This window comes from Streptomyces sp. NPDC087215 (assembly GCF_044744885.1).
Lineage (GTDB): Bacteria > Actinomycetota > Actinomycetes > Streptomycetales > Streptomycetaceae > Streptomyces.
Window position 1 is genome coordinate 224,004 of record NZ_JBIUZD010000002.1, and the last position, 13,953, is coordinate 237,956.

Annotated in this window: 12 protein-coding genes; 11 read left to right on the forward strand and 1 reads right to left on the reverse strand. The window is 74.0% G+C overall.

Annotated elements, in window-relative coordinates; all coding sequences use genetic code 11:
• Window positions 1-216 precede the first annotated feature (216 nt).
• The 8 genes from ACIO92_RS05640 to ACIO92_RS05675 all read left to right on the forward strand — a co-directional run bounded on the left by ACIO92_RS05640 (window position 217) and on the right by ACIO92_RS05675 (window position 8,387).
• Window positions 217-1,299: a nitronate monooxygenase gene (locus tag ACIO92_RS05640; RefSeq protein WP_366440532.1), complete on the forward strand. Its 1,083-nt coding sequence runs from the start codon at window positions 217-219 to the stop codon at window positions 1,297-1,299.
• Window positions 1,296-2,039: a 16S rRNA (uracil(1498)-N(3))-methyltransferase gene (locus ACIO92_RS05645; protein WP_366440531.1), complete on the forward strand. Its 744-nt coding sequence runs from the start codon at window positions 1,296-1,298 to the stop codon at window positions 2,037-2,039. The genes ACIO92_RS05640 and ACIO92_RS05645 overlap by 4 nt, the downstream gene beginning before the upstream one ends.
• Window positions 2,040-2,554: 515 nt before the next feature.
• Window positions 2,555-3,976, forward strand: a complete 1,422-nt coding sequence (locus ACIO92_RS05650) for an ATP-binding protein (RefSeq protein ID WP_402284343.1) — start codon at window positions 2,555-2,557, stop codon at window positions 3,974-3,976.
• Window positions 3,973-5,046 carry a tetratricopeptide repeat protein gene (locus tag ACIO92_RS05655; protein ID WP_366440529.1) on the forward strand — a complete coding sequence of 358 codons (1,074 nt, stop codon included), beginning with the start codon at window positions 3,973-3,975 and terminating at the stop codon, window positions 5,044-5,046. Before ACIO92_RS05650 ends, ACIO92_RS05655 begins: the two co-directional genes overlap by 4 nt.
• A gap of 79 nt (window positions 5,047-5,125) precedes the next feature.
• Entirely contained in the window at window positions 5,126-5,485 is a 360-nt protein-coding gene (locus tag ACIO92_RS05660; protein ID WP_351796535.1) for a histidine triad nucleotide-binding protein, read from the forward strand.
• A gap of 3 nt (window positions 5,486-5,488) precedes the next feature.
• Window positions 5,489-6,394: a ribonuclease Z gene (locus tag ACIO92_RS05665; RefSeq protein ID WP_401238022.1), complete on the forward strand. Its 906-nt coding sequence runs from the start codon at window positions 5,489-5,491 to the stop codon at window positions 6,392-6,394.
• Window positions 6,395-6,396: 2 nt separating this feature from the next.
• Window positions 6,397-7,395: an adenosine deaminase gene (locus tag ACIO92_RS05670; RefSeq protein ID WP_366440527.1), complete on the forward strand. Its 999-nt coding sequence runs from the start codon at window positions 6,397-6,399 to the stop codon at window positions 7,393-7,395.
• Between the two features lie 551 nt (window positions 7,396-7,946).
• Window positions 7,947-8,387, forward strand: a complete 441-nt coding sequence (locus tag ACIO92_RS05675; RefSeq protein ID WP_402055266.1) for an RICIN domain-containing protein — start codon at window positions 7,947-7,949, stop codon at window positions 8,385-8,387.
• 89 nt (window positions 8,388-8,476) lie between these two features.
• On the opposite strand, the gene ACIO92_RS05680 is transcribed toward ACIO92_RS05675, so the two are convergent.
• The gene (locus ACIO92_RS05680) at window positions 8,477-9,817 is read right to left on the reverse strand and encodes an MFS transporter (RefSeq protein ID WP_366440525.1); all 1,341 of its coding nucleotides are present in this window, start codon (window positions 9,815-9,817) and stop codon (window positions 8,477-8,479) included.
• Between the two features lie 270 nt (window positions 9,818-10,087).
• On the opposite strand from ACIO92_RS05680, the gene ACIO92_RS05685 reads away from it, so the two are divergent.
• The 3 genes from ACIO92_RS05685 to ybeY all read left to right on the forward strand — a co-directional run bounded on the left by ACIO92_RS05685 (window position 10,088) and on the right by ybeY (window position 13,951).
• Entirely contained in the window at window positions 10,088-11,206 is a 1,119-nt protein-coding gene (locus tag ACIO92_RS05685) for a carbohydrate kinase family protein (protein WP_401238030.1), read from the forward strand.
• A gap of 129 nt (window positions 11,207-11,335) precedes the next feature.
• Window positions 11,336-13,441 (forward strand): PhoH family protein, encoded by a 2,106-nt coding sequence (locus ACIO92_RS05690; protein WP_402284348.1) that lies wholly within the window; start codon window positions 11,336-11,338, stop codon window positions 13,439-13,441.
• A gap of 12 nt (window positions 13,442-13,453) precedes the next feature.
• Window positions 13,454-13,951, forward strand: coding sequence for an rRNA maturation RNase YbeY (ybeY, locus tag ACIO92_RS05695; RefSeq protein ID WP_366440522.1), 498 nt, complete (start codon window positions 13,454-13,456; stop codon window positions 13,949-13,951).
• The last annotated feature ends 2 nt before the right edge of the window (window positions 13,952-13,953 follow it).

Below are 13,953 nucleotides of genomic sequence, written 5' to 3' on the forward strand. Positions count from 1 at the left end.
AGGGGCGGCATCCGGGGGACCGGATGCCGCCCCTCGCCGTGTCCGGAGCCGTGTCCGGAGCCGTGTCCGGAGCCGTGTCCGGAGCCGTGTCCGGAGCCGTGTCCGGAGCCGTGTCCGGAGCCGTGTCCGGAGCCGTGTTCGGCGGAGGATCCGCTCACTGACCGAGGAGCCGCTCATGGATTCGGCGCCGGAGCAGGGGCATGACACGATGCCCATATGTCCACCACCGCACTGAACGATCTCTCTCGGTACCCGATCGTGCAGGCCCCCATGGCCGGTGGCGCCTCCTGTCCGGAGCTGGTCGGGGCCGTCTGCGAGGCCGGGGCCCTCGGCTTCCTGGCCGGCGGCTACAAGACGGCCGGCGGCCTCTACCAGGAGATCAAGCAGGTCCGCGGGCTCACCGCCCGTCCCTTCGGCGTCAACCTCTTCCTGCCGGGGACCGGCAGGCCCGCCGACCCCGCCGCCGTCGAGGTCTACCGCCACCAGCTGGCGGGCGAGACCACCTGGTACGACACCCCGCTCGGCGAGACCGACGACAGCCGCGACGACGCCTACGACGCCAAGCTGGCCATCCTCCTGGAGGACCCGGTCCCCGTCGTCTCCTTCACCTTCGGCTGCCCCGCGCCCGAGGTCCTGGCCTCCTTCGCCCGTGCCGGCACCTACACGATCGTCACCGCCACCTCCGTCGAGGAGGCCCTCGCCGCGCAGCACGCCGGGGCCGCCGCCGTCTGCGTCCAGGGCACCGAGGCGGGCGGCCACCAGGGCACCTTCCGTGACGACCCGGCCGACGACGACGCCCACGGCACCGGACTGCTCGCCCTGCTCACCCAGGTCCGCGAGAGCGTCCCCCTGCCGCTCGTGGCGGCGGGCGGGATCATGCGGGGCGCGCAGATCGCGGCGGTCCTCGCCGCCGGGGCGGACGCGGCCCAGCTCGGCACCGCCTTCCTGCCCTGCCCCGAGTCCGGCGCCCACCGGCTCCACAAGGCGGCCCTGACCGACCCGCTGTTCACCCGGACCGCCCTCACCCGGGCCTTCACCGGACGCCTCGCGCGCGGCCTGGTCAACCGGTTCCTGCACGAGCACGGGCCGTACGCCCCCGCCGCCTACCCCGAGATCCACCACCTCACCGCGCCGCTCCGCAAGGCCGCCGCCGCCACGGGGGACGCCCAGGGCATGGCCCTGTGGGCAGGCCAGGGCCACCGCCTCGCCCGGGACCTCCCCGCCGGACAGCTGGTCGGGGTGCTGGCCGCCGAACTCGACACCGCACTCGCCCAGCAGGCCCACAGGAGCACGTCATGACCGCACCCGTCTTCGTCGTCGAGACCGTTCCCGGCCCCGGGAGCTTCCTCCTGGACGGCCCCGAGGGACGGCACGCCGTCTCCGTGAAGCGGCTCCGTGAGGGCGAGGAGCTCGTCCTCGTCGACGGGCGGGGCCGCTGGGCCGCGTGCGCGGTGCTGGCCGCCGAGGACCGGGACCGGCTGACCGTACGCGTCGACGAGGTCCACGAGGATCCCGAGGAGCAGCCGCGCGTCACCGTCGTCCAGGCGCTCCCCAAGGGCGACCGGGGCGAACTCGCCGTCGAGACCATGACGGAGACCGGGGTGGACGCGATCGTGCCGTGGGCCGCGTCCCGGTGCGTCACCCAGTGGAAGGGCGACCGGGGCCTCAAGGCGCTCGGCAAATGGCGGTCCACCGCGCGCGAGGCCGGGAAGCAGTCGCGCCGCACCCGGTTCCCCGAGGTCGCGGACCCGATGACGACCAAGCAGGTCGCCGCGCTCCTCGCGGAGGCCGACTTCGCGGCGGTGCTGCACGAGGACCGGGCGCACCCGAGCGGCGCGCTCGCCACCGCCGGACTTCCGGCGAAGGGCTCGATCGTGCTCGTCGTCGGCCCCGAGGGGGGCGTCTCACCGGACGAACTGGCCGCGTTCGAGGCGGCCGGGGCGAAGCCGTACCGGCTGGGCCGCAGCGTTCTGCGGACCTCCACGGCGGGCACCGCCGCGACGGCCCTCGTACTGGGCCGCACGGGCCGCTGGAGCTGACGGGCGCGGGGCCCGGCCGGGGGCCGGGAGCAGCGGTGCGGGGATCGGGCGCGGGGGCCCGGCCGGGCCCGCTTCGACCGGTGACCCGCCCGGCCCCGCCCGGTCGCGTGGCCGACGCCGACCAGTGGGATTCCGGCCCTGGCCAGCGGACTTCCGGCCCTGACCGGTGGGCTTCCGGTCCTGGCCAGCGGACTTCCGGCCCTGACCGGTGGGCTTCCGGTCCTGGCCAGCGGGCTTCCGGCCCTGACCGGTGGGCTTCCGGTCCTGGCCAGCGGACTTCCGGCCTGACCGGTGGTGCTTCCGGTCCTGACCGGTGGCGCGGCCCGCGCCGACCGGTGGTGCTTCCCGTCCTGACCGGTGACGCGACCAGCCTCAGCCGGTGAGGCTTCCCTGCCCCGTGAGGCTTCCCCGGCCGGTGACGCGACCAGCCCCGGCCGGGTGAGGCATCCGGCTCCGTCCCGCCCCGGCCGTACCCGGTGGACAGGGCGCTGGACGGCCTTTCTAGGCTGGCCCGCATGGCCGACGACTCCCCCCTGATCCGTAGTCTGCGCGCGGCGGTCGCCGCCGCGCCCGACGACGTACCCCTGCGCCTCCACTTCGCCGAGCTGCTCCTCGCCGAGGGCCGGAACGACGAGGCGGTCGCGGAGGCGGCGGTCTCGCTCCAGCACGCGCCGGGGGACGCGGCGGCCCGCGCGCTGATGATCCGCGCGATGGGTCTGCCCGCGACGGCCCCGGCCGCTCCGACGGCCCCGACGGCCCCGGTGTCCCCAGCGGTTCCGGTGAAGCCCACCGAGACCGAGGGCACCACTGGCCTCACGGGCACCACCAGCCCTGTGACCCCCACTGAGGAGCTCCGACCCACCAATCCCGCAGATCACACAGCCCCCACAGATCCGGCAGGCCCCACCACCCCCACCACCCCCCAGCCCCCGGACTCCCCCGCCGACGGTCCCGCCTTCGACTGGGCCGCTGCCGAGCAGCAGGTGCGGGACGTCGTAGGGCCCCGCTTCCTGACGGAGCCGCAGGCCGAGGGCGGGGACGCCCCCGCCGCCTGGGACGTCGACGCGCCCGGCGCGGTGCGCCTGGCCGACGTCGGCGGCATGGACGAGGTCAAGGACCGCCTGGAGGCCGCCTTCCTCGCCCCCATGCGCAACCCGGAACTGCGCAGGCTGTACGGCAAGTCGCTCCGCGGCGGACTGCTGCTGTACGGGCCGCCCGGCTGCGGCAAGACGTTCATCGCACGGGCCGTCGCGGGCGAGCTGGGCGCGAACTTCCTCACCGTCTCGCTCTCCGACGTCCTCGACATGTGGATCGGCGCCTCCGAGAAGAACGTCCACGACATCTTCGAGACGGCCCGCCGCCAGGCCCCCTGCGTGGTCTTCCTCGACGAGCTGGACGCACTCGGCGCCAAGCGCTCCCGCACCCACCACAGCGGCCTCCGCAACGTCGTCAACCAGCTCCTCACCGAACTGGACGGCATCGCGAGCGGCGCGGGCAACGAGGGCGTGTTCGTGCTCGCCGCCACCAACGTGCCCTGGGACGTGGACATCGCGCTGCGCCGCCCCGGCCGCCTCGACCGCACCCTGCTGGTGCTCCCGCCGGACGCCACCGCCCGCGAGGCGATCCTCCGCTACCACCTGCGGGAACGCCCCGTCGAGTCCGTCGACCTCGGCAAGCTCGTCAAGGCCACCGAGGACTTCTCCGGCGCCGACCTCGCGCACGTCTGCGAGTCGGCGGCCGAGACCGCGCTCCTCGACTCCGCCCGCAGCGGCTCCGTACGCCTGATCACCACCAAGGACCTGCTCGGCGCGGCCAAGCAGATCAAACCGTCCACGGAGCCCTGGTTCGCGGCCGCCCGGAACGTCGCCATGTTCGCCAACGAGGGCGGTCTCTACGACGACCTCCTCACCCACCTCAAGCGGAAGCGCAAGCTGTGACCGCGCTGCTGCGCGCCGAGGCCCTCTACGACACCGGCCGGTACGCCCAGGCCGGGGAACTGGTCGCCCGGCACCTGGCGACGGAACCGGAGGACGCCGAGGCGCTCGTCCTGCTGGCCCGCTGCCACCACCGGGCCGAGGACCATCCGGCGGCCCTGGACGCCGTGGAACGGGCCCTGCGCGCCGAACCCGAACTGCTGGCGGGCGTCCTGATGCGGGTCCAGATCCTGCTGGGCCTCAAGCGCTACCCGGAGGCGGAGGCCACGGCCCGGCACTCCGTCCGGCTAGCCCCGCAGCACTGGGGCACCCACTACGCCCTCGCCACCGTCCTCTCCCGGTCCGTGTCGCGCGCCCGGAACACCGAGGCGTACGAGGCCGCGCGGACCGCCGTCCGGCTGGCGCCCGAGGAGGACGCGGCCCACTTCCTGGTGGGCCTGACCGCACAGCGCCGACGTGACCACGCCACCGCGCGGCGGGCGTACGAGACGACGCTGCGGCTCAACCCGCAGAGCAGCGAGGCCCACAACAACCTGTCGCTGCTGCGGCTGCGGCGCCGCTGGTTCCGGCGCGGCGCCTGGACCCAGGCGGCCGAGGGCTTCGTCGCCTCCGCCGCGCTCGACCTCCAGGACCGCAAGGCCCGCCACAACCTGGAGGCGATGGCCTGGAACACCGTCGCCGGGGCCCGCTGGGTCGCCCTGGCGGGTTTCCTCGCCTCGGCGTTCGGGGCCGCGCCCGTCCGGGACGGCGCCACCGGCGCGGACGCCGTCGTACCGTTCGTGATCGGCGCGGCCGTCCTCCTCGGCGCCTGGGGCGGCTGGGCGCTGTGGATGTCCCGCCGGGTGCCGTCCCGGCTGCGCCGCCCGCTGCTCCTGGTGGCCCGGTCCTGCCGTCCGGTGATCGCGATGGCGGCCGCGGTGGGGCTGCTCGGGCTGTACTCGGTGGTGACGATGGCCCTGTGGTCGTTCGGCACCGGGGTGGTCGGCGGTCTGGGGACGCCGCTGTTCTGGGCCGTGATCATCACGTACTGGGTGAGCCGTTCCGCCCTGAACCGGCGGGCGCCCAAGGACTGACCGGGGGCGCGCCCGGGGGCGGGCGGCGGCCGATAACATGCGGGGGTACCAGCCGATCAGACGAGCGAGGAGCGGGGCCATGGCCGGAGAGCCGCAGGACGACTGCCTGTTCTGCAAGATCGTGGCGGGTGAGGTGCCGGCGACGATCGTGCGGGAGACGGCGACCACCGTCGCCTTCCGTGACATCAACCCGCAGGCGCCCGTGCACGTCCTGGTGATCCCGCGCCTCCACCACCCGGACGCCGCCTCCCTCGCCGCCGCCGCGCCCGAGGTCGCCGCCGACGTGCTGCGCGAGGCGGGCGAGGTCGCCGCCCAGGAGAAGGTGGACGGCTCCGGCTACCGGATCGTCCTCAACACCGGCTCCGGCGCGGGCCAGACCGTCTTCCACGCCCACGCGCACGTGCTGGCCGGCCGCGGTCTCACCTGGCCCCCCGGATAGCCCGTGTCCGTCCGCGAACTCGTCGTGCTCGGGACCGCAAGCCAGGTCCCGACCCGGCACCGCAACCACAACGGCTATCTGCTGCGCTGGGACGGCCGGGGCATCCTCTTCGACCCGGGCGAGGGCACCCAGCGGCAGATGCTGCGGGCCGGGGTCGCGGCGCACGACCTCGACCGGATCTGCGTGACGCACTTCCACGGCGACCACTCGCTGGGCCTCGCCGGGGTGATCCAGCGGATCAACCTCGACCGGGTGCCGCACCCCGTCACCGCGCACTACCCGGCGAGCGGACAGCACTTCTTCGACCGGCTGCGGTACGCCACGGCGTACCGCGAGACGGTGGACCTCGTGCAAGCGCCCGTCTCCGCCGACGGGCCGCTCGCCGTCACCGACGCCTTCACCCTGGACGCGCGGCTGCTCTCGCACCCCGTCGAGTCGTACGGCTACCGGCTGACCGAGCCCGACGGGCGCAGGCTGCTCCCCGAGCGGCTCGCCGCGCACGGCATCGTGGGCCCCGACGTCGGCCGCATCCAGCGCGAGGGCTCCCTGAACGGCGTGCCCTTCGAGGAGGTCAGCGAGGTCCGGCGCGGGCAGCGCTTCGCCTTCGTCATGGACACCCGGCTCTGCGACGGGGTGCACGCCCTCGCCGAGGACGCCGATCTGCTGGTCATCGAGTCGACCTTCCTCGACGAGGACGTCCGGCTCGCCACCGACCACGGCCATCTGACGGCCGGACAGGCCGCCGCGGTCGCCCGGGACGCCCGGGTGCGGCACCTGGTGCTGACCCACTTCTCGCAGCGCTACTCCGACCCCTCGGAGTTCGCGCGGCAGGCGCGGGCGGCCGGATTCGACGGCGAACTGAGCATCGCCCAGGACCTCATGCGGGTCCCCGTACCGAAACGACTGTGACCATGCCCGTACCCAAGGCCGAACTGCACCTCCACATCGAAGGCACCCTCGAACCCGAGCTGGCCTTCGCGCTCGCCGAACGCAACGGCGTCACCCTGCCGTACGCGGACACCGCCGCCCTGCGCGAGGCGTACCGCTTCGGCGACCTCCGGTCCTTCCTGGACCTCTACTACGGCCTGATGGCGGTGCTGCGGACCGCCGAGGACTTCACGGAGCTGGCCGAGGCCTATCTGGAGCGGGCCGCGGCGCAGGGCGTCCGGCACGCCGAGATCTTCTTCGACCCGCAGGCCCACACCGCGCGCGGGGTGCCCTTCGCCACCGTGGTCGAGGGGCTGGGCGCCGCGCTCGACCGCTCCGAGGAGCGGCACGGGATCTCCACCCGGCTCATCATGTGCTTCCTGCGCGACGAGTCCGCCGAGTCGGCGCTCGCCACCCTGGAGCAGGCGAAGCCCCACCTGGACCGGATCACCGGCGTCGGCCTGGACTCGGCGGAGGTCGGCCACCCGCCCGCCAAGTTCCGCGAGGTGTACGAGGCGGCCGGGGCGCTCGGTCTGCGCAAGGTCGCCCACGCGGGCGAGGAGGGCCCGGCGGCGTACGTCCGCGAGGCGCTCGACGTCCTCGGGGTGGAGCGGATCGACCACGGGCTGCGCTGCGTGGAGGACCCGGAGCTGGTCGAGCGGCTGGCCCGCGAGCGGGTGCCGCTCACCCTCTGCCCGCTGTCGAACGTACGGCTCCGGGTCATCGACACCCTCGCCGACCATCCGCTGCGGTCGATGATGGCGGCGGGCCTGCTGGTCACCGTGAACTCCGACGACCCCGCGTACTTCGGCGGCTACGCCGGAGACAACTTCGACGGGGTCCGCGACGCCCTCGGCCTGACCCCGGACCAGCTCCGCGAGCTGGCCCGCAACTCCTTCCTCGCCTCCTTCCTGGACGACGACGAGGAGCGCAGGGCCCGGTACCTCGCCGAGGTCGAGGCGTACGACTTCGACACCGCCTGAGGCCGTACGGGCCGGGCCCCGACCCGGACGGGACTCGGCCCCGGACAGGACTCGGCCCCTCCCCGCACCCTGTTCCCCGGCCGACCGCGCGGTGATGCCGGAGCCCGCGCGGTTGTCCCGGGGGGAGCGACGGGGTGTCCCACACGAACGGCCCCACGGGTCCACGGACGGTTCTTCCGGTACGGCGGGTCCGCCCGGGGCCGCACCTCCGGCGGCGCCGGTCCCGCACCAGCCGCCCCGGTGGGCGTGGTGGGCCGCCGGGATCGCGGTACCCCTGACGGGCGTCGTGGCGACGCTCGCGATCGGCGCGCAGCGGCCCGGCCCACCCCGCCGGTCTCGTCCGCCGCACCCCGGGAGCCGAGGCCCCGCCGGTGCCGTCCGCCGTCCCCGTCACCTCGGCGCCACCCTCCCGGCCCTCCGCGACGGACTCACCGTCCGCGTCCGCGCCACCGGCCCCGCCGCGCACCACCGCCCCATCGCCCCGGACCTCCGCGCCGCCCCGGGAACCACCCGCTCCCGGAACCGCCGTCACACCCCCCGCCGAGCGCCCGGTGCGTCTGGTCAACCACCGCAGCGGCCTGTGCCTGGCGGTGCCCGGCGCCGCGACCGGGGTCGTCCGGCTCAACCAGTTCGGATGCGGCCCGTACCCCGACCACCTCTGGCGGCTGATGCCCGAGGGACGGGACGCGGCGGGACGGCCGTTGCACCGGATCGTCAACGGCTACAGCGGACTGTGCGCCGCCGTGCCCGCCGGAAGCCGGAAGGCGGCGGCCGAGGTCGACCAGTATCCGTGCGGCGCCCACCTGGACCACCTCTGGCGGTTCGCGTACGAGCGCGGCGACACGGCGGGACGGCCCCTGTTCCGGGTCGTCAACGGCAACAGCGGGATGTGCCTCGCGGTGCCCGGGGGCAGCCGCCGGGAGACCGCGCCGGTCAACCAGTTCCCCTGCGGCCCCTACGACGACCACCTGTGGCGGGTCGTTCCCGGCTGAGCGTCCGCGGTCTGCTCCGTGTCCGCCGTCCGGTTCGTGTCCGGTTCGCGTCCGTCCCGCTTCGGTCCCTCGCCCCGCCGGGCGGGGCCTCAGCCCCGGTCGCCCGGCCTCGCCAGACCGAACCTCGCCCGTGTCGGACGCCGACGGCCCACCGGCGCCGGGACCAGCGCGACCTCCTGCTCCGGGGCGCCCATCTGGGGGACCGTCGGCGGGGTCGCCGCCGCCGTGCCCGCCAGGACCGCCGCCGGGGCGCCACCCCGGCGCCGCACCGAACCGGGCACCAGCGGACGCCCGGAGACATGCCGCGCCACCGCCGTCATCGGGACCGCGACCAGCAGCAGCAGCGCGCACAGGACCACACCCATCCCCGGATATCCGGCGCCCTCCGAGAGCAGGCTGCCGGTCACCGGACCGCACGCCACGCCGAGCGACGACGCCGAGCCGACGAGGACGGCCCAGCGACCGCGCGGGTCGAGCGAGGCGGCCAGACCCAGCAGGTACGACAGGACCACCGGGTAGACGGCGTTCCACAGGACCTCGCCGGTGGCGAACGCGACCAGGCTCCCGGCGGCCGAACTGAGCAGCACACAGCCCGCGATGAGGACCGTGCCCGCGCCGATGGGCACCGCACGGCCGAGCCGGGCGCCGAGCGCCCCCGCCGCCGTCACCCCGGCGAGCCCGGCGCCGAGCGCCACCGCGAAGACCGCGCCGACGGTCACCTCGGTGAGGCCCGCCTGAGTCACCCCGATACGACCGCTCACCCCCCACAGCGCGTTCTGCGCGAGGGACCAGCACAGGATGCCCGCGGCGAGCACGCCCCCGGCCCGGCGCCGGGGGAGCGGACCGGTCGGACCGCCCCCGCGCCCCGCTCCGTGCCCGGCCCGGGGAATCCCCGGCAGCCGTCCGGTGACCGGCCACACCAGGACGGCCGCGCAGGCGAGGGCGAGCAGCGGCGGCGTGTGGCCGCCCGCCAGGTGCGGCAGGCTCAGGTAGAGGGCGCCCGCGGTCGCGGAGACGGTGAGCAGACCGAGGGTGGCGGCCCGGTGCGGATCGCGCTGTCCGGCGATCCCGGCGGCGGCGACCGCCGTCGCGGTGCCCGAGCCGACGCCCCCGAGGACGGCGCCCGCGACGACCAGCGGCACCAGACCGGTCGCGGCGGCGGAGCCGTAACCGACCGTCATCGCGAGGAGCCCCGCGCGGGCGGCCGTGCGGGGCGCGATCCGGTCACCGCGTGCGGCCAGGGTGAATCCCGCCGACGAGGAGCCGAGGAGCAGGAAGGAGCCGACGAACCCGGCCTGCGCCGGACTGAGGCCGAGCCCGGCGGAGAGCCGGCCGACGACGGTGGGCAGCAGGTACGGGGCGAGGTAGCCGGCGGTGAAGAGGGCGACGAGGGCGACAGGGGCCCCCGGGACGCGCGGGCGCGACGACATGGGCGTTCCAGGAACTGAACGGGGAAATGAGATGGCGCCCGGTGATCCACGGGGTCGCGGCACCATGTGTATCAAGCATCCGACTGGGCGGAGAAGACACTGTCCCCCGTTTCGACCTGTGAGGTGAGTCACTATCGGTTTGGCTTCGCTCCTACGGGGTAACGCGCGACGGCCAAGTGGCGTCGCAGCCGTCTCTCCACCCCCGTCGGGCACACTGTCCAGATCAGCACCACGGTGCCGATGCACCGCACCACGACCGGGGAGTCCGCCGTGACCACAGCCAGGGGAGAGCAGCCGCAACACGACGCCGAGGTCGACCCCTTGGAGTGCCTGCGCGAACCCACCGACCCCGCCCGCGACGTCTTCCTGACCGGAACCGTCTTCCTCGACATCATCTTCACCGGCCTCGACAGCGCCCCCGTGCGCGGCACGGAGTCCTGGGCCCGGGGCATGGGCTCCAGCCCCGGCGGCGTCGCCAACATGGCCACCGCCCTCGCCCGCCTCGGCCTGCGGACCTCCCTGGCCGCCGCCTTCGGCGACGACCACTACGGCGAGTACTGCTGGGACACCCTCGAACAGGGCGAGGGCATCGACCTCTCCCTCTCCCGCACGGTCCCCGGCTGGCACTCCCCGGTCACCGTCTCCATGGCCTACGAGGGCGAACGGACCATGGTCTCCCACGGCCACCAGGCCCCCGACCTCGACAGCACCCTGCCCGCCTACCCGCCCCACGCGCGCGCGGCCGTCGCCTCCCTCGTCCCCGGACGCGCCGAGGAATGGGTCGAACGGGCCGCCCTGGGGGGCGCCAAGGTCTTCGCCGACGTCGGCTGGGACGACACCGGCCACTGGGACCTCAGGGGCCTCACCGACCTCGAACACTGCGAGGCCTTCCTGCCCAACGCCACCGAGGCGATGCGCTACACCCGCACCGACTGCCCCCGGGCCGCCGCCCGCGCCCTCGCCGACAAGGTCCGCTACGCCGTCGTCACCCTCGGCTCCGAGGGCGCCTACGCCGTCGACGGCGCCACCGGCGAGACCGCCGAGGTCCCCGCCATCCGGGTCGCCGCCCTCGACCCGACCGGCGCCGGGGACGTCTTCGTCGCCGGATTCGTCACCGGCACCCTCGCCGACTGGCCCCTCGCCGACCGGCTCGCCTTCGCCGGACTCACCGCCGCCCTCTCCGTCCAGGAGTTCGGCGGCTCCCTCTCCGCCCCGACCTGGGGCGAGATCGCCGCCTGGTGGCAGCGGGCCCAGCACCACGAGGGCCAGGACCCGGAGGCCCTGCGCGCCCGCTACGCCTTCCTCGAACGGCTGCTGCCCGCCCCCGCGCGCGCCTGGCCGCCGCGCCGCGCGGTACCCACCATCGGCTTCCGCGCCGCCCACACCTGAGCGGTCCGTACGACGAACCGCTAAACCACTACGGCCCCGTGGCACCCAGGTCGTAGGCTTGAGGATCAGAGGTTGTCGAGCGGCGAGAACCCCGCAACAGGAGGTATGCGCAGGCCACAGTGCCGGCCCATGACTCAGACACCCACAGCCCGTGACGGATCGCCCCAGGACGGGGCGCCCGGACAGGCCCGCGTCCACTTCGCCGTCCCCGCCAAGCATCCGATGGTGAGCCTGCTCGGCTCCGGCGACGCACTGCTCCGCGTGATCGAGCGGTCGTTCCCGAAGACCGACATCCACGTCCGGGGCAACCAGGTCAGCGCGGTCGGCGACGCGGCGGAGGTCGCCCTGATCCAGCGCCTGTTCGACCAGATGATGCTGGTGCTCCGCACCGGTCAGCCGATGACGGAGGACGCAGTGGAACGCTCGATCGCCATGCTCAGGGCCGGGGAGAACGGCTCGGGGAGCGACGAGGAGACCCCCGCCGAGGTGCTCACCCAGAACATCCTCTCCAACCGGGGGCGCACGATCCGCCCCAAGACGCTCAACCAGAAGCGGTACGTCGACGCCATCGACAAGCACACCATCGTCTTCGGCATCGGCCCCGCGGGCACCGGAAAGACCTACCTGGCCATGGCCAAGGCGGTCCAGGCCCTCCAGTCCAAGCAGGTCAGCCGCATCATCCTGACCCGCCCCGCCGTCGAGGCGGGCGAGCGCCTCGGCTTCCTGCCCGGCACCCTCTTCGAGAAGATCGACCCCTACCTGCGCCCGCTCTACGACGCGCTGCACGACATGCTCGACCCCGACTCCATCCCCAAACTGATGGCGAGCGGCACGATCGAGGTCGCCCCCCTGGCCTACATGCGGGGACGTGCCCAGCCCGTCTTCACCAACGTCCTGACGCCGGACGGCTGGCGCCCCATCGGCGACCTGGAGGTGGGCGACCTGGTCATCGGATCTGACGGCGAGCCGACCCCGGTGCTCGGCGTCTACCCCCAGGGGGAGAAGGACGTCTACCGCGTCAGCGCCCAGGACGGCTCCTGGACCCTGTGCTGCGGCGAACACCTTTGGACCGTCCGTACGGCCTCCGACAAGCGGCGCGACAAGCCGTGGCGGGTCCTGGAGACCCAGGACATGATCGGCGACCTGCGGGCCGCGCACGCCCACAGGTACGAACTGCCGCTGCTGACCGCACCCGTGGCCCTGCCCGAGCGCGAGGTCCCGATGGACCCCTACGCACTGGGACTGCTGCTCGGGGACGGCTGCCTGACCGGCTCGACCACGCCGTCGTTCTCCAGCGAGGACCGTGAACTCGCCGAGGCGCTGGAAGCGGCCCTGCCCGGCATCGCCGTACACGCCAAGGGAGGACCGGACTACGTCCTGAACCGGATCGCCGCCCCCGGCGACGTCATGACCACGGAGAACCCGGTCACCGGAGTGCTGCGGCAGCTCGACCTGATCGGTACGCGCTCGCACTCCACGTTCGTTCCCGACGACTACCTGTACAACACGGCCGAGGTCCGCCTCGCCGTGCTCCAGGGACTCCTCGACTCCGACGGCGGCCCGGTCACGCAGAAGGACCGCACCTGCCGGATCCAGTACACGAGCACCTCGATCATGCTCCGTGACGACGTGATCGCGCTGGTCCAGTCCCTCGGCGGCGTCGCCTACACGCGACGGCGGGCGGCGGAGGGACGGCCCCAGGGCACTGCCCTGGGCAAGCACCGCCATGACGCCCATGTCGTCGACATCCGCCTCCCCGAGGGCATCGAGCCCTTCCGGCTCGCCCGCAAGCGCGACGCCTACCGGGCTGCGGGAGGCGGCGGCCGGCCGATGCGGTTCATCGACTCCATCGAGCCCGCCGGGCGCGAGGAGACGGTCTGCATCCAGGTCGCGGCCGAGGACTCGCTGTACGTCACACAGGACTACCTGCTGACGCACAACACCCTCAACGACGCGTTCATCATCCTCGACGAGGCCCAGAACACCAGCCCCGAGCAGATGAAGATGTTCCTCACCCGGCTCGGATTCGACTCGAAGATCGTCATCACCGGTGACATCACCCAGGTCGACCTGCCGAACGGGGCGAAGAGCGGGCTCCGGCAGGTGCGGGACATCCTCGAAGGGGTCCCGGACGTCGCCTTCTCGTCGCTCACGTCGCAGGATGTCGTCCGGCACCGGCTCGTCGGCCGTATCGTCGACGCGTACGAGCAGTACGACAGCCGCAACGGGAAGTAGTACACGAGCACCATGTCGATCGACGTCAACAACGAGTCCGGGACCGAGGTCGACGAGCAGTCGATCCTCGACATCGCCCGCTACGCGCTCGCCCGGATGCGCATCCACCCCCTCTCCGAGCTCTCGGTGATCGTGGTGGACGCGGAGGCGATGGAGCAGCTCCACATCCAGTGGATGGACCTGCCCGGACCGACGGACGTCATGTCCTTCCCGATGGACGAGCTGCGCCCGCCGTCGAAGGAGGACGAGGAGCCCCCGCAGGGCCTCCTCGGTGACATCGTGCTCTGCCCCGAGGTCGCCACCCAGCAGGGCAAGGACGCGCCGACCGAGCACTCCATGGACGAGGAGCTCCAGCTGCTCACCGTCCACGGGGTGCTGCACCTCCTCGGCTACGACCACGAGGAGCCCGACGAGAAGGCCGAGATGTTCGGCCTCCAGGCGGCGATCGTCGACGGCTGGCGCGCGGAGAAGGGCCTGACCGGCCCGTCCCCGGCGCCGACCGTCTCCTGACC